This window comes from Pseudomonas sp. SJZ131, assembly GCF_007828705.1.
GTDB classification, from domain to species: Bacteria; Pseudomonadota; Gammaproteobacteria; order Pseudomonadales; family Pseudomonadaceae; genus Aquipseudomonas; species Aquipseudomonas prosekii.
In genome coordinates this window covers 354,182-372,618 of the sequence record NZ_VIVC01000003.1, presented here as the reverse complement: position 1 = coordinate 372,618, position 18,437 = coordinate 354,182, and the positions used below count along the sequence as shown (strand labels likewise).

Below are 18,437 nucleotides of genomic sequence, written 5' to 3'. Positions count from 1 at the left end.
CAGGAATAACCATCTGCCCATGATTCATATCCCGAAATCGGAATACAGTCGTCGCCGCAAGGCCTTGATGGCGCAGATGGAACCCAACAGCATCGCCATCCTGCCCGCCGCCGCGGTGGCCATTCGCAACCGCGACGTCGAGCACGTCTACCGCCAGGACAGCGACTTCCAGTACCTCAGCGGTTTCCCCGAGCCACAAGCCGTAATCGTCCTGATGCCCGGCCGTGAGCATGGCGAATACCTGCTGTTCTGCCGCGAGCGCAATGCCGAACGGGAATTGTGGGACGGCCTGCGCGCCGGCCAGGAAGGCGCGATTCGCGACTTCGGCGCCGACGACGCTTTCCCTATCACCGACATCGACGACATCCTGCCGGGCCTGATCGAAGGGCGCGACCGCGTGTATTCGGCGATGGGCAGCAACCCCGAATTCGATCGGCATTTGATGGACTGGATCAACGTGATCCGCTCCAAAGCGCACCTCGGCGCGCAGCCACCGAACGAGTTTGTTGCGTTGGATCATCTGCTGCACGACATGCGTCTGTATAAATCGGCGGCAGAAGTGAAGGTGATGCGCGAAGCCGCACGGATTTCCGCCCAGGCGCATATCCGCGCGATGCAGGCCAGCCGTGTCGGGCTGCATGAGTTCAGCCTCGAGGCCGAACTCGACTACGAATTCCGCAAGGGCGGGGCGAAGATGCCGGCCTATGGCTCGATCGTCGCCGCCGGGCGCAACAGCTGCATCCTGCATTACCAGCAGAATGACGCGGTGCTCAAGGACGGTGACCTGGTGCTGATCGACGCCGGTTGCGAGATCGATTGCTACGCCAGCGACATCACCCGCACCTGGCCGGTCAACGGCAAGTATTCAGTGGAACAGAAAGCGATTTACGAACTGGTGCTGGTTTCACAGGAAGCCGCGTTCGCGCAAATCGCCCCGAACAAACACTGGAATCAGGCGCACGAAGCCACGGTCCGGGTGATAACCAGCGGGCTGGTCGAGTTGGGCTTGTTGCAGGGCGACGTTGACGAATTGATCGTCAGCGAAGCGTACAAGGCTTTTTATATGCACCGCGCTGGCCATTGGCTGGGCATGGATGTGCATGATGTCGGCGAGTACAAGGTTGGTGGCGAATGGCGCGTGCTCGAAGTCGGCATGGCGCTGACGGTCGAGCCGGGCATTTACATTGCCCCGAACAATACGAGCGTTGCGAAAAAATGGCGCGGCATTGGCGTACGCATCGAGGACGACGTAGTGGTGACGAAGACCGGTTGTGAAATCCTGACCAAAGGCGTGCCGAAAACGGTCGCTGAAATCGAGGCTTTGATGGCCCAAGCGCGGACACAAGCGGCATGAGTCGAGTCAATCTGGCAATCATCGGTGGCGGTCTGGTCGGCGCCAGCCTGGCGTTGGCCCTGCAGGCCGGTGCCAAGGCGCGTGGCTGGAAAATCGTCCTGATTGAACCGTTCGCCCCCGGCGACACTTATCAACCGAGCTACGACGCGCGTTCTTCGGCGCTGTCCTATGGCGCCAAACAGATTTATCAACGGCTGGGCGTGTGGCAGGAAATCTCCCGCCGCGCCGAGCCGATCAAGCAGATTCACGTGTCCGACCGTGGGCGTTTTTCCACGGCGCGGCTGTCGGCGATGGAAGAGGGCGTGCCGGCGCTCGGTTATGTCGTCGAGAACGCCTGGCTCGGCCAATGCCTGTGGCAAGGTCTGGACAAGGACGTGGTCAGTTGGCGCTGCCCGGCGGAAGTCACGCGCATGGAGCCGCTGGCCGATGGCTATCGCCTGACCCTCAACGACGAAACCACGCTGGAATGCGACCTCGCGGTGCTGGCCGATGGCGGCCGTTCCGGTCTGCGCGAGCAACTGGGTATCGGCATCAAGACGCGCCCGTACAACCAGAGCGCGCTGATCGCCAACATCACCCCGAGCGAAGCGCACAACGGCATGGCGTTCGAGCGTTTCACCGACGAAGGCCCGATGGCTTTGCTGCCGCTGCCGGACAACCGTTGCGCCTTGGTCTGGACCCGTTTGGGCATGGACGCGCAACGGCTCGCGGCGCTCGATGAAAAGAGTTTCCTCAGCGAGTTGCAAGGCGTGTTCGGCTACCGCCTCGGCACTTTGAAACAAGTCGGCGCGCGGCATCTGTATCCGCTGACCTTGATCGAGGCCGAAGAGCAAGTGCGTCCACATTTGGCGATTCTCGGCAACGCCGCGCACAGCCTGCATCCGATTGCCGGGCAGGGTTTCAACCTGTCCCTGCGCGATGCCCAGGCCTTGGCTGATGCGTTGCTCGCCAGCGAAACCGGCCCCGGCGACTTCGCCACGTTGCAGGCGTATCGCGAACGCCAGCGCATGGATCAGAACCTCACCGTCGGTTTCTCCGATCAGGTCACGCGTCTGTTCGGCAGCACGCAGCCGTTGGTGTCGCTGGGCCGCAACATCGGTCTGCTCGGCCTCGATCTGTTGCCGCCGGCCAAACGCTGGTTCGCCCGGCAGGCGATGGGTTTGGGTACTCGCCCGGATGCTTAAGTGGCTGACAGCAAAACTCGGCAAGGCGCGCTTGATGCGCTGGGCCATGACCCTCTATCCGCCGTACCTCGGCGCGGGCGTGCGGGTGCGGCACATCAGCGATGACTTTCGCGACATCAAAGTGTCGATGGGCCTGGGCTGGTACAACCGCAATTACGTCGGCACGCAGTTCGGCGGCAGCCTGTATTCGATGGTCGATCCGTTCTACATGTTGATGCTGATGGAAAACCTCGGACGCCAATACATCGTCTGGGACAAGGCCGCCGACATCGATTTCATCGCGCCGGGCAAAGGTCCGGTGTTCGCCCGTTTCAACATCGACGAGACCTTGCTCGACGAGATTCGTCGGCAAACGGCGAGCGGCGCAAAGTACCTGCCGAAGTTGCAGGTCGATATTCACGACGGCGCGGGCACCTTGGTGGCGCGGGTCGAAAAAACCCTTTACGTGCGGCTCAAGCCGCAAGCGAGACAGGCTTAAAGCATGGAAATGCGCGCAGATCTGCTGATAGTCGGGGCCGGAATGGTCGGCAGTGCCTTGGCGCTGGCGTTGCAGGACAGCGGCCTGGAAGTGTTGCTGCTGGACGGCAGCCCGATGAGCGTCAAACCTTTCGACGCTGCCGCACCGTTCGAGCCGCGAGTCAGCGCCTTGTCGGCGGCCAGCCAACGCATTCTCGAACGTCTTGGCGTGTGGGACGGCATCGCCAACCGGCGCAGCAGCCCGTACACCGACATGCATGTGTGGGACGGCAGCGGCACCGGGCAAATCCACTTTTCGGCGGCGAGTGTGCACGCTGACGTGCTTGGGCATATCGTCGAAAACCGTGTGGTCCAGGACGCGTTGCTCGACCGTCTGCACGAATGCGACCTCGGCCTGCTGGCCAATGCGCGCCTGGAACAGATGCGCCGCTCCGGTGACGATTGGCTGCTGACCCTCGCCGATGGCCGCACGCTGCGCGCGCCGTTGGTGATCGCGGCGGACGGCGCCAACTCGGCGGTGCGTCGACTGACGGGCGTGGCCACGCGCGAATGGGATTATCTGCATCACGCCATCGTCACCAGCGTGCGCAGTTCCAAAACCCATCAAATGACCGCATGGCAGCGCTTCACTGATAACGGCCCGCTGGCCTTTTTGCCGCTGGAACGCGACGGTCAGCAGGATTGGTGTTCGATCGTCTGGTCGACCACACCGAGCGAAGCCGAACGCCTGATGGCGCTGGATGACGTGGCGTTTTGCGCTGAGCTGGAGCGCGCTTTCGAAGGCCGGCTGGGCACCGTGCTCAGCGCCGACCCGCGCCTGTGCGTGCCGCTGCGTCAGCGCCACGCCAAGCGTTACGTGGCTGAAGGCCTGGCGCTGATCGGCGACGCGGCGCACACCATTCACCCGTTGGCCGGGCAGGGCGTCAACCTGGGTTTCCTCGACGCGGCGGTGCTGGCCGAAGTGTTGCTGCAAGCGGCTGAACGCGGCGAGCGCCTGGCGGACGTGAAGGTCCTCAGCCGCTACGAGCGCCGGCGCATGCCGCATAACCTGGCATTGATGGCAGCGATGGAAGGCTTTGAACGGCTGTTCCAGGCCGATCCGCTGCCGGTGCGCTGGTTGCGTAATGCCGGGTTGAAGCTGGTCGAGCAGATGCCGGAAGCCAAGGCGTTGTTCGTGCGCGAGGCGCTGGGGCTGACCGGGGACTTGCCAGCGCTGGCCAAGGCCTGAGATTTTCGCTGGGGCTGATGGCCCCTTCGCGGGCAAGCCTCGCTCCTACAAGGGACCGCATTCTCCTGTAGGAGCGAGGCTTGCCCGCGAAGAGGCCAGCGAATCCAGCATCTATTTCTGGCTGTGCAACATCTGGTAACTCCTCCGCCAACTGTTCGATTGAGCTGGCAAATGTGAGTCCTTATCATTTGGCCTCATTTTGCAATCGAGAGACCACGACCATGTTGGCACCCAAGCGTCTGTTGACCGCGCTGGCCCTGACCCTGATCGGCAGCACCGCCGCCCAGGCCGCCGACGAGGTCGTGGTTTACTCCTCGCGCATCGACGAACTGATCAAACCGGTCTTCGATGCCTACACCGCAAAAACCGGCGTGCAGGTGAAATTCATCACCGACAAGGAAGCGCCGCTGATGCAGCGGATCAAGGCTGAAGGCGAAAACGCCACTGCCGACCTGCTGCTGACCGTCGATGCCGGCAACCTCTGGCAAGCCGAGCAAATGGGCATTCTTCAGCCGTTCACCTCGAAAACCATCGACAGTAACATCCCGCTGCAATATCGCTCGTCGGCCCACGCCTGGACCGGTTTGAGCCTGCGCGCGCGGACCATCGCCTACTCGACGGCGCGGGTGAAGCCCGGCGAGCTGACCACTTACGAAGGTCTGGCCGACAAGAATTGGGAAGGTCGCCTGTGCCTGCGCACGGCGAAGAAGGTCTACAACCAGTCGCTGACTGCGACCATGATCGAAGTCCACGGCGCGGCTAAAACCGAGGAAATCCTCAAGGGCTGGGTCAACAACCTGTCCACCGACGTGTTCTCCGATGACATCGCGGTGCTGGAAGCGATCAACGCCGGCCAATGCGACGTCGGCATCGTCAACACGTATTACTACGGGCGCCTGCACAAGCAGAAACCGGATCTGGCGGTGAAGCTGTTCTGGCCGAATCAGGGCGACCGTGGCGTGCACGTCAACCTGTCGGGCATCGGCCTGACCAAACACGCGCCGCACCCGGAAGCGGCCAAGGCACTGGTCGAGTGGATGACCACGCCTGAGGCGCAGAAGATTTTCGCCGACGTGAACCAGGAGTTCCCGGCCAACCCTGCCGTGCCGCCGTCTGCTGAAGTGGCGAGCTGGGGCAAGTTTGTCGCCGACACCTTGCCGGTGGAAATCGCCGGCAGACGCCAGGCTGAAGCCATCCGCATGATGGACCGCGCTGGCTGGAACTGAGTTCGGCGGTATTGCCATGTTTGCTTGAAGATCCACCCCTCACCCCAGCCCTCTCCCCAGTGGGGAGAGGGGGAAAGGGAGCAGATCGTCATCTATTTCAAATCCTGAGTTCGACTTTGGAATGTCAGGTCGCAGCCTTTCACTTAAGCACCGCGGTCAGTCCCCTCGCCCCTTTGGGGAGAGGGGGAAAGGAGCAGATCTTCATGTATTTCAAATCCTGAGTTCGACTTTGGAATGTCAGGTCGCAGCCTTTCACTTAAACGCCGCGGTCAGTCCCCTCGCCCCTTTGAGGAGAGGGGGAAAGGGAGCAGATCTTCACGCTTTTCAAATCCAGAGTTCGACTTTGGAATGTCAGGTTGCAGCCTTTCACTTAAACGCCGCGGTCAGTCCCCTCGCCCCTTTGGGGAGAGGGTTAGGGTGAGGGGGGCGATCTTGACCCATGCACCACGCCCACCGTCTCAGAGACTTTAACGTGACCCACCCCGCCCAACGCCGCTGGTATCCACTGGTCTTCGCCATCGCCGCGCTGGTCCTGCTGCCGCTGAGCGTGCTGTTTTTCTCGTGGCAAACCATCGATCAACAAATCTGGTCCCACCTCTGGGACACGCAGATGCCGCGCCTGCTCGGCAACACCCTGACACTGGTGCTCGGCGTCGGGGTTGGCGTGACGCTGTTGGGCGTGAGCCTTGCCTGGCTGACCAGCCTCTGCGAATTCCCCGGCCGGCGCTGGCTCGACTGGGCGCTGATGCTGCCATTCGCAATACCCGCTTACGTGCTCGCCTTCGTCTTCGTCGGCCTGCTCGACTTCGCCGGCCCGGTGCAAACGCTGCTGCGCGATTGGTTCGGCAGCGGCTTGCGTTTGCCGCGTGTGCGCTCCACCGGCGGCGTGATTCTGGTGCTGGTGCTGGTGTTTTACCCCTACGTTTACCTGCTGGCGCGCACCGCGTTTCTGGCGCAGGGCAAAGGCCTGATGGAAGCCGCGCGGGTCCTCGGGCAATCGCCGTGGCAGGCCTTCTGGCGCGTGGCGCTGCCGATGGCGCGCCCGGCCATTGGCGCCGGCGTGGCATTGGCGTTGATGGAAACCTTGGCGGATTTCGGCGCGGTGTCGGTGTTCAACTTCGACACCTTCACCACCGCCATCTACAAAACCTGGTACGGCTTCTTCAGCCTCTCGACCGCCGCGCAACTCGCCAGCCTGTTGCTGCTGGTGGTGATGGTCGTGCTGTACGGCGAGCGCCGTGCCCGTGGCGCCAACCGCGCGAGCAACGAGCGACCACGGGTCAAGGCGCTTTATCACTTGCGCGGTTTCAAAGCCTTGGCGGCGATGAGTTGGTGCGGCTTGGTGTTTGTCTGCGCGTTCGTGATTCCGATGCTGCAACTGGTGGTGTGGTTCTGGCAGCGCGGGCGTTTTGATCTGGATGAGCGTTACGCCGGGCTGATCATCCACACCTTGTATCTGGGCGGCATGGCGGCGCTGATCACCGTCAGCGTGGCCCTGCTGCTCGCTTTCGCCCGACGCCTGGCGCCGACCCGGGCGATCCGCTCCGGCGTCAGCGTGGCCAATCTCGGTTACGCGTTACCCGGCTCGGTGCTGGCCGTGTCGATCATGCTCGCGTTCAGTTACCTCGACCGCGAATTGGTCGTACCGCTGTGGGGCAAACCGGCGCTGCTGGGGAGTCTGGCGGCGCTGATCGTGGCTTATCTGGTGCGTTTTATCGCCGTCGCTTATGGACCACTGGAAAGCAGCCTGGCGCGAATCCGGCCTTCATTGCCCGAAGCAGCACGTAGCCTTGGCGTCAGTGGGCCACGACTGTTTTTCAAAGTGTATCTGCCGTTGTTGCTGCCCGGCACGTTGAGCGCGGCGTTGCTGGTGTTTGTCGATGTGCTCAAGGAAATGCCCGCAACCCTGCTGATGCGCCCGTTTGGCTGGGACACGCTGGCGGTGCGGATCTTCGAAATGACCAGCGAAGGCGAATGGGCGAGGGCGTCGTTGCCGGCGCTGACCCTGGTTTTGGTCGGGCTGTTACCGGTCATCGGATTGATTCGACGTTCGGCGCATCGAAACACCTAGGTGTCAGTCCTACACCTTGAGGCTACAATGCGCGGCATTCGGTGCGGTCCGTCCTACAGACCCGGTAGCTGAAATCAGCTGCAAGCCTTGTATTTCAAGGCTTTCACTGGTTAGCACCGTTCCGCACCTTCGCCACGCCCGGAAGGAGAAACCCATGGGACAGCGTACGCCTCTGTATGACCTTCATCTCGCCCTCGGCGCGAAGATGGTCGATTTTGGCGGTTGGGATATGCCACTGCATTACGGCTCGCAGGTCGAGGAACACCATGAGGTGCGCCGTGATTGCGGGGTGTTTGATGTGTCCCACATGACCGTAATCGATGTTCACGGCCCCCAGGCCAAGGAATGGCTCCAGCATTTGCTGGCCAATGACGTTGAACGCCTGCACAGCCCCGGCCGTGCGTTGTACAGCACCATGCTCAACGAGCGCGGCGGCATCGTCGATGACATGCTGGTTTACCGTCTCGACGAAGGTTATCGGCTGGTGGTCAACGCTTCGACGCGTAACCAGGACCTGGCGTGGATGCAGGCGCACCTTGGCGATTTCCAAGTAGCGCTCAAGGAGCGTTCCGAGCTGGCGATGCTGGCCATTCAAGGTCCGCAGGCGCGGCACAAGATCGCCGAACTGGTGACCCAGTCGCGCGGCAACCTCATTCAATTGCTCAAACCGTTCGAAGGCCGGTCCGATGGCGACTGGTTCATTGCGCGCACCGGTTATACCGGTGAAGACGGCTTGGAGATCGTTCTGCCAGCCGAGCAGGCGCCGGGTTTTTTCAACGATCTGGTCGGCGCCGGTATCTCGCCAATCGGCCTCGGCGCTCGCGATACCTTGCGCGTCGAGGCTGGCATGAACCTCTACGGCCAGGACATTCATCAAGATATTTCACCGTTGGCCTCCAACATGGCCTGGAGCATTGCCTGGGAACCGGCCACCCGCCAATTCATCGGGCGCGAGGCTCTGCAGGCGGAAAAAGCCAACGGTGTGCAGCACAAACTGGTCGGTCTGGTGCTTGAAGAGCGCGGCGTTTTGCGCGCGCATCAAGTGGTACGGATCGCCAATGTTGGCGAAGGGGAGATCACCAGTGGTAGTTTCTCTCCTACGCTAAGCAAGTCGATTGCACTGGCGCGCGTGCCGATGGCGACTGCCGACCGCGCAGAAGTGGAAATCCGTGGCAAGTGGTACCCGGTCCGAGTGGTCAAACCGACCTTCGTACGCCATGGCAAAACCTTGATTTAAAACTTTTCTGGCGGGCATCGACCGCTGACATTCTTTTTTGAGGACACAGAACATGAGCGATATCCCTGCCGACCTGCGTTTTGCCGAAAGTCACGAATGGGCGCGTCTGGAAACCGATGGCACCGTTACCGTCGGCATCAGCGATCACGCTCAGGAAGCCTTGGGCGACGTGGTGTTCGTTGAGCTGACCGAAGTCGGCAAAGTGTTTGCTGCCGGCGATCAATCGGGCGTGGTGGAATCGGTTAAAGCCGCCTCCGACATCTATTCGCCGGTTGCCGGTGAAGTGATTGCGATCAATGAAGATTTGAGCGGCTCGCCCGAAGCGCTCAACACCGACCCGTACGGCGCGTGGATCTTCAAGCTCAAGCCAAGCAATGCGGCTGATCTGGACAAGTTGCTGGATGCTGCTGCGTACAAGGCTGCCATCGGCGAGTAAGCCACCCGCGTTACCCAAAGCCCCGACCTGTCGGGGCTTTTTATTGCCCACGATAAACCCCCTGTAGGAGCGAGCCTGCTCGCGATAGCTGTGTATCAGTCACCATAGTTGTTGAATAGCAGACCGCTATCGCGAGCAGGCTCGCTCCCACAGGGAGCAGCGGCGATGCCCGGAAATTCGCGGTCGGCAGCGGCTGCTATGCTGGTTTGACCGTGTTGCATCGACGTTGAGCGCCAGTCAAGAGAGAGCCCGTCATGTCCCCATTGCCGTCCCTGAGCCAGTTACGCGACCCCAATGCCTTCCTGCGCCGCCACTTGGGGCCCGACGCCGCCGAGCAGCAGGCGATGCTCGACAGCCTCGGTCTGGGCAGCCGCAGCGAGCTGATCGAACAGACCGTGCCGCCGGGCATTCGCCTCAACCGTGAACTGGACCTGCCGCCGGCCCTCGACGAACAAGCCGCGCTCGCCAAGTTGCGCGGTTATGCCGAACAGAACCAGGTCTGGACCAGCCTGATCGGCATGGGCTACCACGGCACGCTGACACCGACCGTCATTTTGCGCAACGTCCTGGAAAATCCCGGTTGGTACACCGCTTACACGCCGTATCAACCGGAGATTGCCCAGGGCCGGCTCGAAGCGCTGCTGAATTTCCAGCAACTGACCATCGACCTCACGGGCCTCGAACTGGCCAATGCCTCGCTGCTCGATGAAGCCACCGCCGCCGCTGAAGCCATGGCCCTGGCCAAACGGGTCGCCAAGTCCAAGAGCAATCTGTTCTTCGTCGACGAGAACTGCCATCCGCAGACCATTTCGGTGATTCAAACCCGCGCCGAGGGCTTTGGTTTCGAACTGATCATCGACGCTGTGGATAACTTGCAACAGCATCAAGTGTTCGGCGCACTTTTGCAGTACCCGGACACCCACGGCGAGATCCGCGATCTGCGGCCGCTGATCGATCATCTGCATTCCCAGCAGGCATTGGCCTGCGTTGCGACGGATTTGCTCAGCCTGTTATTGCTGACGCCGCCGGGCGAATTGGGCGCGGACGTGGTGTTCGGTTCGTCGCAGCGTTTTGGTGTGCCGATGGGTTACGGCGGCCCGCACGCGGCGTTCTTCGCCAGTCGTGATGAATACAAACGGGCGATTCCGGGGCGGATCATCGGTGTCTCGAAAGATGCCCGTGGCAACGTGGCCCTGCGCATGGCGCTGCAGACCCGCGAGCAACATATTCGCCGCGAGAAGGCCAATTCAAACATCTGCACCGCGCAGGTTCTGCTGGCAAATATCGCCAGTTTCTACGCGGTGTATCACGGCCCGGAAGGGCTGAAACGGATTGCCCAGCGCGTGCATCGGCTGACCTGCATTCTCGCCGCTGGCCTGGAGCGCAACGGCATTGTCCGGGTCAACCAGCAGTTCTTCGACACGCTGACGCTTGAGGTCGGCGGCGCGCAAACCGCGATCATCGAAAGTGCCAAAGCAGCGCAAATCAATCTGCGCATTCTCGGGCGCGGGCGCTTGGGCCTGAGCCTTGATGAAACCTGCGATGAAACAACGGTGGCCCGGCTGCTGGATATTTTCCTCGGCGCCGATCATGGCTTGAACGTCGATCAACTGGACGCGCAAACCCTCGTCTCCGGCATTCCCGACGGCTTGTTGCGCAGCACGCCGTATCTGCGCCATCCGGTGTTCAGCGCTCATCACAGCGAAACCGAGATGCTGCGTTACCTCAAGCAATTGGAAAACAAAGACCTGGCGCTGAACCAGTCGATGATCCCGCTCGGCTCCTGCACGATGAAACTCAACGCCACCAGCGAAATGATCCCGATCACCTGGGCGCAGTTCGCCCATTTGCACCCGTTTGTGCCGAGGGAACAGGCGGTCGGTTACACCTTGATGATTGAAGAACTGCAGCGCTGGCTCTGCGCGATCACCGGGTTTGATGCGATCTGCATGCAGCCCAACTCCGGCGCCCAAGGCGAGTACGCCGGGCTGCTGGCGATCCGCAAATACCACGAGAGCCGCGACGAAGGTGCGCGGGATATTTGCCTGATTCCGTCCTCGGCCCACGGCACCAACCCGGCCTCGGCACAAATGGCCGGGATGCGCGTGGTGATCGTCGAGTGTGACGAGGCGGGCAACGTCGAATTGGCTGACCTCAAGGACAAAGCCGCGACGGCCGGCAACAAACTCGCCTGTTTGATGGCGACTTATCCCTCGACTCACGGCGTTTATGAAGAAGGCATTAGCGAGATCTGCGAAGTTATCCACAGCCACGGCGGCCAGGTGTACATGGATGGCGCCAACCTCAATGCGCAGGTCGGCTTGACCCGGCCGGCGGATATCGGCGCCGACGTATCGCACATGAACTTGCACAAAACCTTCTGCATTCCCCACGGTGGCGGCGGTCCGGGCATGGGCCCGATTGGTGTGCGCGCACATTTGGCGCCGTTTGTGGCCAATCACCCGGTGGTGCCGCTCGACGGCCCGCAACCGCAGAACGGTGCGGTCAGCGCCGCGCCGTGGGGCAGCGCGAGCATTCTGCCGATCAGTTGGATGTACATCGCGATGATGGGCCCGCAGTTGGCCGATGCCAGCGAAGTGGCGATCCTCGCCGCCAATTACCTCGCGCAGCATCTGTCTGGCGCCTTTCCGGTGCTCTACACCGGGCGCAACGGGCGGGTCGCGCATGAGTGCATTCTGGATTTGCGACCGCTCAAGGCACAGACCGGGATCAGCGAAGAAGACGTCGCCAAGCGCTTGATGGATTACGGTTTTCACGCGCCGACCATGTCGTTCCCGGTGCCCGGCACGTTGATGGTCGAGCCGACCGAGAGCGAATCGAAAGCCGAGCTGGACCGTTTTATCGGCGCCATGCTGAGCATTCGCGCAGAAATCACCGAAGTGCAAAACGGCAATTGGGACGCCGAAGACAATCCGCTGAAACGCGCGCCACACACCCTCGCCGACATCACCGGAGTGTGGGAGCGGCCGTACAGCATCGAGCAAGCGGTGACCCCGGATGCGCACACCAAAGCGCACAAATATTGGCCAGCGGTGAACCGCGTCGATAACGTCTACGGCGACCGCAACCTGTTCTGCGCGTGCGTCCCGGTAGACGATTACCGCTGAAACCCCCAGCCCTTGTAGGAGCGAGGCTTGCCCGCGAAAGCGTTGTATCCGTCGACGAAAATGTTGAATCTCAGATCGCCTTCGCGGGCAAGCCTCGCTCCTACAGAGGTTGTGGAAGGCAAAAAAATGCCGCTCATGGGAGCGGCATTTTGTTCAACGTTACGGCTTATTCAGAAGCAACGGCATTCTTCGCCAGAATCGCGTTTGCCAGCTCCATGTCCGTAGCCTGCAGGCCTGGATTGTCTGCGCGAACTTTCTGCATCGCCGCTTCCAGGTACGGGCCACGGATGCCGCCGTCACTGGCGACGAAACTGCCGGCATCGTCCTGAGCCGCAACCATCAACTTGTGATCCTTGAACGTCAGGTAAGTCGAACCGGTGGTTGCACCGGAAGACAGCACGTTACGCCAAAAGCTGTCGGCCATGGCTGAACCAACAGGAAGGGACAGCAAGGCAAGGGTAGCGACAGCAAGTTTGAGACGCATAGGGGTGACTCCACTGGGGTTAACTACGGCGTTGGATCGTCATATAGCCGATCGAGTTCCGTGACTGCTGAGTCAGACGGCATAGGGCGAATGTCTGGAAGAATGGCGCGAGGGCAATTCATCTTCGGCAAAATGTAACCATGTCTGGCATATAGCTGAGCGTATCGGCTATTTTGACTGCCTGATTGAGGGCGCACGCATGATCAAGCAAGAAGAAACGCTTAGTTATCTGGAGTCGCACATTCCTGAAATGGCGGCGTCCGCCGTTACTCAGGCGTACTGGCAGGCTCTGGCTTCCGGCAATAAGGTGCTGGAAAGCAGGAACGGTGCGCTGTATGAGATTTCACCAGATGGCTCACGCAAGAAACTGAAAAACATCGCCGCGCCAACGGCGGTGGTTCGCGGTGAAAAGCGGCGTTTGAAATGACTGCCGTACCCCGGATGCGGATGTTTGCCGGTCCGAACGGTTCTGGTAAAAGCACGATCAAGTCGGTTATCAGCTCGGAGCTTTTGGGTATCTACATCAATCCGGATGAGATCGAGAAAGATATTCGAGCTACCGGTTATCTAGACCTTAAAGAATTCGGCGTGAGCGATACGGGCCAGGAAGCACTGGGTTTTTTCGAGCAATCGACGTTACTGCGAAAGGCTGGCCTGGTTGCCGAGTCTCAACAAGTCCGACTGAAAAACAATGTCTTGGACTTTTCCGGAATTACCGTCAATTCCTATTACGCTTCTGTCATATCTGATTTCTTGCGCCATAAGCTATTGGATATCGGCACCTCTTTTACCTTTGAAACAGTCATGTCCTCTCCCGACAAAGTGGAGCTGTTGCGTAAAGCTCAGGAACGGGGTTTTCGGACCTATCTGTATTTCGTAGCAACTGATGACCCACTGATCAATATTTCTCGCGTACAGAACAGGGTTCGTCTCGGCGGGCATCCTGTGCCGGAAGACAAAATCGTCAGTCGATACGGGCGCTCTTTGGATTTGCTCCTTGAGGCCATTCGCTACAGTGATCGCGCGTACATTTTCGATAACTCCAGCCACGAAAGTACTTGGTTGGCAGAAGTCACGAACGGCGAGGAACTGGAATTGCGAACGGAGCAAATTCCAGCCTGGTTCAAGTCGGCAATCTGGGACAAGCTTTAGGCAGCAACGCTACTTCTGCTCACTCTGCGGCGTAACCCGCAACACTTCCTCGATCGTTGTCAGCCCCGCCGCGACTTTTTGGGCGCCGGACAGGCGCAGGCTGCGCATGCCTTCCTTGAACGCCTGACGCCGTATCGCCAGCAAGTCTGTATCTGGCGTGATCAGGGCTTTGACGCTGTCGCTCAGTTGCATGATTTCGTAGACCCCGGCGCGGCCGCGGTAACCGGTGTCGCGGCATTCGAGGCAGCCGATGGCGCGGTGGGCGTTGTTCGGCAGCGGTGCTTGCCAGGGGCGGGTCAGGGTTTGCCAGTCTTCTTCGCCCAGGGTCAGCGGCGCTTTGCAGTGCGGGCACAGGGTTCGCACCAGACGTTGGGCCATGACGCCGAGGACTGTGGCTTTGATCAGGTAATGCGGCACGCCGAGTTCCAGCAGACGGCTGATTGCGCTCGGGGCGTCGTTGGTGTGCAGGGTCGAGAGTACGAGGTGGCCGGTGAGCGCAGCCTGGATCGCCATTTCGGCGGTTTCGAGGTCGCGGATCTCGCCGATCATGATGATGTCCGGGTCTTGCCGCATCAATGCGCGCACGCCGGCGGCGAAGTTCAGGTCGATGTTGTGCTGGACCTGCATCTGGTTGAAGGCCGGCTCGACCATCTCGATCGGGTCCTCGATGGTGCAGAGGTTGACCTCCGGTGTCGCCAGTTTTTTCAGGGTGGTGTAGAGCGTGGTGGTCTTGCCCGAACCGGTCGGCCCGGTCACCAGAATGATGCCGTTGGGCTGACGCGTCATGTCCTGCCAGCGCCGCAAATCATCGGCGGAAAAACCCAGCTGATCAAAATCCTTGAGCAACACTTCCGGGTCGAAGATTCGCATGACCATTTTTTCGCCGAACGCCGTGGGCAAGGTCGATAGCCGCAGTTCGACTTCGCCGCCGTCCGGGGTTTTGGTTTTGACCCGGCCGTCCTGCGGTTTGCGTTTCTCCGCAACGTTCATCCGGCCCAGGCTTTTCAGGCGGCTGACGATGGCCATGGTCACCTGCGGCGGGAATTGATAGACGTTGTGCAACACGCCGTCGATGCGAAAACGCACCGTGCCCTGCTCGCGGCGCGGCTCGATGTGGATATCACTGGCGCGCTGCTGGAACGCGTACTGGAACAGCCAATCGACGATATTGACGATGTGCGCGTCGTTGGCGTCCGGCTCCTGATCGCTGGCGCCGAGGTTGAGCAGCTGTTCGAAGTTACCTAGGGTATTGGTCTGCTGATCGGCGTTGGTCGCGCCGCTGACCGATTTGGCCAGGCGAAAAAACTCGATGCTGAAGCGCTGGATGTCTGCCGGGTTGGCCACTACGCGTTTGATCGGCAGCTTCAAAACGTGGGTCAGGTCGGCTTCCCACGCGGTGACGTAGGGCTGGGCGCTGGCCACGGTGACGGCGTCGCGGTCGATGGAAACGGCGAGAATCTTGTGCCGTTGGGCGAAGGCGTAGGACATCAGCGGGGTGATCGCCGCGACGTTGATCTTCAGCGGATCGATGCGCAAATAAGGCTGGCCGGCCTGTTGCGACAGCCACAGGGTCAGGCTTTCGAGATCGAGGTGTTTGCCCGGACGGCTGAGGTCGTCGAGGTGCTGGCTGGCGATAAACTCCAGCGGGTGCAATTGCACGCTGGTGGCGTTGCGCCGTCGCGCATTGAGGGCGAGTTCCGCCGAATCCTGGTTGATGAAGCCTTGGGCGACCAGTTCTCGCAGCAAATCATTGAGATCCAGCCAACGGTCCTGAGTGGCAAGTTGAACGGACATGCGGTTTCCTTTTGAACAATCCTGCAAACAGCGATCTAGACCGCAGTGTGCAAAGGATAGTCGCGCAGGCGCAGACCGTTGGGCCACTACCCGACGAAGGCGTTTCCAGGTCTTTCAACCGGCCGCTTGCGCCTGCGCCTGCCACGCCGAATCGGCGCTTTGCAGGTTCACCGAGCAGACGCTGATCAGGTTACGAAGTTTTTCCGCGATGACCTCGGCGCGGTGCCAGCTCAATCCATCGATGACGATGTCGACCGACAGCAGATCGTCCAGACGCTGCACGTTGACCTGTTCCGGCGTCAAAAACTGCAGGGCGAACAGATTGAGTGTGCGGCAGAGCAAATCCGGTTCGGCCTCGGCCAAGAGTTGATATTGCACGCGGCAATGGGCGTTGCTGACGTTCCACACATCGGCGCGGGTCGTGAGGGTGTTTACGGCTTCCAGATGCGGCATGGGTCGTTCTCCAAATCAGTGGAGAAATTTTTACATTCGGTGGCAGGCATTTCTTGGCTATGATCGGGCGTATTGGCGATTTATCGAATCGTTTGATTCAACAAATGATCATCTGAGGGTTTTTCTATGCATGCCGAGCTGGATGGCTACGACCGCAAGATCCTCGCGTTGCTGCAAGAGGACGCTTCGCTTTCCAGCGCGCAGATTGCCGAGCAGGTCGGGCTTTCGCAGTCGCCGTGCTGGCGGCGGATTCAGCGGATGAAGGAGGAGGGGATCATTCGCGGGCAGGTGACGTTGCTGGATCGCAAGAAAATCGGCCTGAACACGCAGATTTTTGCCGAGATCAAACTCAATGCGCACGGGCGGTCGAACTTCACTGAGTTCACCGAGGCGATTCGCGGTTTTCCCGAAGTGCTGGAATGTTATGTGCTGATGGGGTCGGTGGATTTTTTGCTGCGGATTGTTACAGCAGACATCGAGGCGTATGAGCGGTTTTTCTTTGAGAAGCTGTCGATGGTGCCGGGGATTCAGGAGGTGAACTCGATAGTGGCGTTGTCGGAGATCAAGTCCACGACGAGTTTGCCGGTCTGAGGTTTTGCGGTGACCGTGCAGGCCTCTTCGCGGGCAAGCCTCGCTCCTACAGGGGGATGGTGATCCTTGTAGGAGCGAGGCTTGCCCGCGAAGGCGTTATTACATGCGCAGCAACATTTTCCACGCGCGGTTCTGATACACGGCGATCGCCTGCTGCTTACGCGCATCCAGCGCTTCTTCGGTGATCGGTTCGTTGGCCAGTTGCGCCAGTTTGTTCAGCTCGCCGTACAGGCGATCCATTTCCGGGATGTCCAGCACGCCACGGGCATGGTGCAGCCACGACTGGATGCGCTCGATGCGCGGCAGTTGCTCGGCCAAATCTTCCGGCTGCTGCTGATAACGCTGCAATTGCAGGGACGTGGCTTCTTCGCCAAGCAGGCGCGGCAGCCAGTTGGCCAGTTGCGCAGCGCCTTGGCGATTGCCGCGAACGTTGCGATCGGCAGCCCAGGTGCGGGCCAGCAACCAGCGTGAAGTGTTCAGCGAGAACAGGCCCCAACGCGGATCCTGCAACTCTTCGAGGAACTGCTCCGGCGCGGCTTTGCGCACGTCCTCGTCGTCCTGACCGGCCTGCACCAGCGGGCGCCAGTCTTCCAGCAAAGCGTCGAGCGCCACGCGCAAATCGTGCGTCGATTGACGCGGTGCGGCTTGGCCGAGGCTGCTGAGCAAGGCGCGCAGTTCGACCAGGTTTTCCACCCAGTCCTGCAACAGACGCCAGTGGCCATTGAAACGATATTGCTCGGCCAGACGCTGGCTGCTGCCCAACAAGTGCCAGCTCAGCGCGGCGAACGCGTCGTCGAGCGGCATTTCGGCCGTGATTTGCGGCGCCGGCAGGCTCAGCGAGTAGCTGTTGGCGTCGTACAAACGGTAACCGCGCTCAGCTTTGCTGATGTCACACGGCATCAACGGCAGGGTTGCGGCCAGTTCGGCGGCCAGTTCCAGCAGCGCGGCAGGCTCGCCTTCGCGCAATTCCAGTTCCAGTTCGCAGATCTCTTCTTTCTGTTTGCCGACCACGACATGGCCGAAGTCCAGCGCGGCTTCGATAACCACTTTGGTCTTGCCACGGCCCCAGGCGATTTCCGCGCGTTCGCGGACGAAATCGGTGGTGAAAATGGCTTTCAGGGTTTTCTTGTCCAGTTCGGCCAGCTCTTCGGGCCAGCATTCGCCGTCGAGTTTCTTCACGTCGAGCTTGGCTTTGGGCAAGTTCCAGTCGTATTCGTTACGCTCGGACAGGCCGGCGACGCTCTGGCCACGGGTCTTGAGCGTCTGAATCACTTCTTCGCCATCGCGGCGCAGGCGCAGGGCAACCTTGGCGCGGGCCAGGTCGCGCTCAGGCGTGTCGAAGTATTGGTTCATCAACTCACGGCGTTCCCAGCCACTTTTGTTGCGTTTTTTCAGTAGCGGGTGCTCGCGCAGCGCGGCGAGGGTTTCGCGGCTGACGCGGAGTTTGATTTCGGTTTCTTTCTGCATGGCCGGAAAATCCAGGATCGGGAGCGCAGCCGGGGGAATGTGTGGCTGCCAAGGTCGTGCAGTGTACAGGAGTGAACGTTCCTACGTGCCGCGGCGGTTTATTCCTGTCGGCGGATGGTTCTATGATGGGCCTCAATTCGGGAGTTGGAGTCAGC

General features: G+C 60.6%; 16 protein-coding genes. 12 read left to right on the top strand and 4 right to left on the bottom strand.

From position 1 onward, the window contains the following. Window positions 1-19 precede the first annotated feature (19 nt). The 9 genes from pepP to gcvP all read left to right on the top strand — a co-directional run bounded on the left by pepP (window position 20) and on the right by gcvP (window position 12,341). Window positions 20-1,354 carry a Xaa-Pro aminopeptidase gene (gene pepP / locus FBY12_RS15895; protein ID WP_145253853.1) on the top strand — a complete coding sequence of 445 codons (1,335 nt, stop codon included), beginning with the start codon at window positions 20-22 and terminating at the stop codon, window positions 1,352-1,354. Next, window positions 1,351-2,538: a 2-octaprenyl-6-methoxyphenyl hydroxylase gene (gene ubiH / locus FBY12_RS15890; RefSeq protein WP_145253850.1), complete on the top strand. Its 1,188-nt coding sequence runs from the start codon at window positions 1,351-1,353 to the stop codon at window positions 2,536-2,538. The genes pepP and ubiH overlap by 4 nt, the downstream gene beginning before the upstream one ends. After that, a complete protein-coding gene (locus tag FBY12_RS15885; protein ID WP_145253847.1) occupies window positions 2,531-3,016 on the top strand; it encodes a DUF4442 domain-containing protein in 486 nt (161 codons plus the stop codon). The genes ubiH and FBY12_RS15885 overlap by 8 nt, the downstream gene beginning before the upstream one ends. A gap of 9 nt (window positions 3,017-3,025) precedes the next feature. Continuing rightward, window positions 3,026-4,243, top strand: a complete 1,218-nt coding sequence (locus FBY12_RS15880) for a 2-octaprenyl-3-methyl-6-methoxy-1,4-benzoquinol hydroxylase (RefSeq protein WP_178111774.1) — start codon at window positions 3,026-3,028, stop codon at window positions 4,241-4,243. Window positions 4,244-4,464: 221 nt separating this feature from the next. After that, window positions 4,465-5,469 carry an extracellular solute-binding protein gene (locus tag FBY12_RS15875; RefSeq protein ID WP_145253842.1) on the top strand — a complete coding sequence of 335 codons (1,005 nt, stop codon included), beginning with the start codon at window positions 4,465-4,467 and terminating at the stop codon, window positions 5,467-5,469. Between the two features lie 472 nt (window positions 5,470-5,941). Continuing rightward, window positions 5,942-7,540 (top strand): iron ABC transporter permease, encoded by a 1,599-nt coding sequence (locus FBY12_RS15870; RefSeq protein WP_145253839.1) that lies wholly within the window; start codon window positions 5,942-5,944, stop codon window positions 7,538-7,540. Window positions 7,541-7,694: 154 nt separating this feature from the next. Continuing rightward, window positions 7,695-8,777, top strand: coding sequence for a glycine cleavage system aminomethyltransferase GcvT (gcvT, locus tag FBY12_RS15865; RefSeq protein WP_145253836.1), 1,083 nt, complete (start codon window positions 7,695-7,697; stop codon window positions 8,775-8,777). A gap of 52 nt (window positions 8,778-8,829) precedes the next feature. Then, complete coding sequence (gene gcvH, locus FBY12_RS15860) at window positions 8,830-9,213, top strand: glycine cleavage system protein GcvH (protein ID WP_121733348.1); 384 nt, start codon at window positions 8,830-8,832, stop codon at window positions 9,211-9,213. Window positions 9,214-9,467: 254 nt separating this feature from the next. Next, on the top strand, window positions 9,468-12,341 hold the full coding sequence (gene gcvP, locus FBY12_RS15855; RefSeq protein ID WP_145253833.1) for an aminomethyl-transferring glycine dehydrogenase: 2,874 nt from the start codon (window positions 9,468-9,470) through the stop codon (window positions 12,339-12,341). Window positions 12,342-12,507: 166 nt separating this feature from the next. On the opposite strand, the gene FBY12_RS15850 is transcribed toward gcvP, so the two are convergent. Beyond that, on the bottom strand, window positions 12,508-12,825 hold the full coding sequence (locus FBY12_RS15850) for a DUF2388 domain-containing protein (protein ID WP_145253830.1): 318 nt from the start codon (window positions 12,823-12,825) through the stop codon (window positions 12,508-12,510). A 199-nt stretch (window positions 12,826-13,024) separates the two neighbouring features. On the opposite strand from FBY12_RS15850, the gene FBY12_RS15845 reads away from it, so the two are divergent. Next, window positions 13,025-13,252, top strand: a complete 228-nt coding sequence (locus FBY12_RS15845; protein ID WP_109520740.1) for a hypothetical protein — start codon at window positions 13,025-13,027, stop codon at window positions 13,250-13,252. Further along, window positions 13,249-13,977, top strand: a complete 729-nt coding sequence (locus FBY12_RS15840) for a zeta toxin family protein (protein ID WP_145253827.1) — start codon at window positions 13,249-13,251, stop codon at window positions 13,975-13,977. The genes FBY12_RS15845 and FBY12_RS15840 overlap by 4 nt, the downstream gene beginning before the upstream one ends. A 9-nt stretch (window positions 13,978-13,986) precedes the next feature. Here FBY12_RS15840 and FBY12_RS15835 read toward each other — a convergent pair whose 3' ends face one another. Both FBY12_RS15835 and FBY12_RS15830 read right to left on the bottom strand, forming a co-directional pair. After that, the gene (locus FBY12_RS15835; RefSeq protein WP_145253824.1) at window positions 13,987-15,771 is read right to left on the bottom strand and encodes a GspE/PulE family protein; all 1,785 of its coding nucleotides are present in this window, start codon (window positions 15,769-15,771) and stop codon (window positions 13,987-13,989) included. Between the two features lie 114 nt (window positions 15,772-15,885). Next, complete coding sequence (locus tag FBY12_RS15830) at window positions 15,886-16,224, bottom strand: hypothetical protein (RefSeq protein WP_145253821.1); 339 nt, start codon at window positions 16,222-16,224, stop codon at window positions 15,886-15,888. Between the two features lie 126 nt (window positions 16,225-16,350). On the opposite strand from FBY12_RS15830, the gene FBY12_RS15825 reads away from it, so the two are divergent. Further along, entirely contained in the window at window positions 16,351-16,815 is a 465-nt protein-coding gene (locus FBY12_RS15825) for an Lrp/AsnC family transcriptional regulator (protein ID WP_121733342.1), read from the top strand. A gap of 99 nt (window positions 16,816-16,914) precedes the next feature. Here the strand turns inward: FBY12_RS15825 and FBY12_RS15820 are convergent, their stop codons facing one another. Next, complete coding sequence (locus tag FBY12_RS15820) at window positions 16,915-18,282, bottom strand: inorganic triphosphatase (protein WP_121733341.1); 1,368 nt, start codon at window positions 18,280-18,282, stop codon at window positions 16,915-16,917. Window positions 18,283-18,437: the final 155 nt, after the last annotated feature.

Excerpts from the sequence above, each read along its gene's own strand:
- FBY12_RS15850 (WP_145253830.1), bottom strand. The coding sequence starts at position 12,825 with ATGCGTCTCAAACTTGCTGTCGCTACCCTTGCCTTGCTGTCCCTTCCT.
- pepP (WP_145253853.1), top strand. The coding sequence starts at position 20 with ATGATTCATATCCCGAAATCGGAATACAGTCGTCGCCGCAAGGCCTTG.
- gcvP (WP_145253833.1), top strand. The coding sequence starts at position 9,468 with ATGTCCCCATTGCCGTCCCTGAGCCAGTTACGCGACCCCAATGCCTTC.
- FBY12_RS15875 (WP_145253842.1), top strand. The coding sequence starts at position 4,465 with ATGTTGGCACCCAAGCGTCTGTTGACCGCGCTGGCCCTGACCCTGATC.
- FBY12_RS15820 (WP_121733341.1), bottom strand. The coding sequence starts at position 18,282 with ATGCAGAAAGAAACCGAAATCAAACTCCGCGTCAGCCGCGAAACCCTC.
- FBY12_RS15845 (WP_109520740.1), top strand. The coding sequence starts at position 13,025 with ATGATCAAGCAAGAAGAAACGCTTAGTTATCTGGAGTCGCACATTCCT.
- FBY12_RS15825 (WP_121733342.1), top strand. The coding sequence starts at position 16,351 with ATGCATGCCGAGCTGGATGGCTACGACCGCAAGATCCTCGCGTTGCTG.
- FBY12_RS15885 (WP_145253847.1), top strand. The coding sequence starts at position 2,531 with ATGCTTAAGTGGCTGACAGCAAAACTCGGCAAGGCGCGCTTGATGCGC.
- FBY12_RS15835 (WP_145253824.1), bottom strand. The coding sequence starts at position 15,771 with ATGTCCGTTCAACTTGCCACTCAGGACCGTTGGCTGGATCTCAATGAT.
- ubiH (WP_145253850.1), top strand. The coding sequence starts at position 1,351 with ATGAGTCGAGTCAATCTGGCAATCATCGGTGGCGGTCTGGTCGGCGCC.
- FBY12_RS15880 (WP_178111774.1), top strand. The coding sequence starts at position 3,026 with ATGCGCGCAGATCTGCTGATAGTCGGGGCCGGAATGGTCGGCAGTGCC.
- FBY12_RS15840 (WP_145253827.1), top strand. The coding sequence starts at position 13,249 with ATGACTGCCGTACCCCGGATGCGGATGTTTGCCGGTCCGAACGGTTCT.
- gcvH (WP_121733348.1), top strand. The coding sequence starts at position 8,830 with ATGAGCGATATCCCTGCCGACCTGCGTTTTGCCGAAAGTCACGAATGG.
- FBY12_RS15830 (WP_145253821.1), bottom strand. The coding sequence starts at position 16,224 with ATGCCGCATCTGGAAGCCGTAAACACCCTCACGACCCGCGCCGATGTG.
- gcvT (WP_145253836.1), top strand. The coding sequence starts at position 7,695 with ATGGGACAGCGTACGCCTCTGTATGACCTTCATCTCGCCCTCGGCGCG.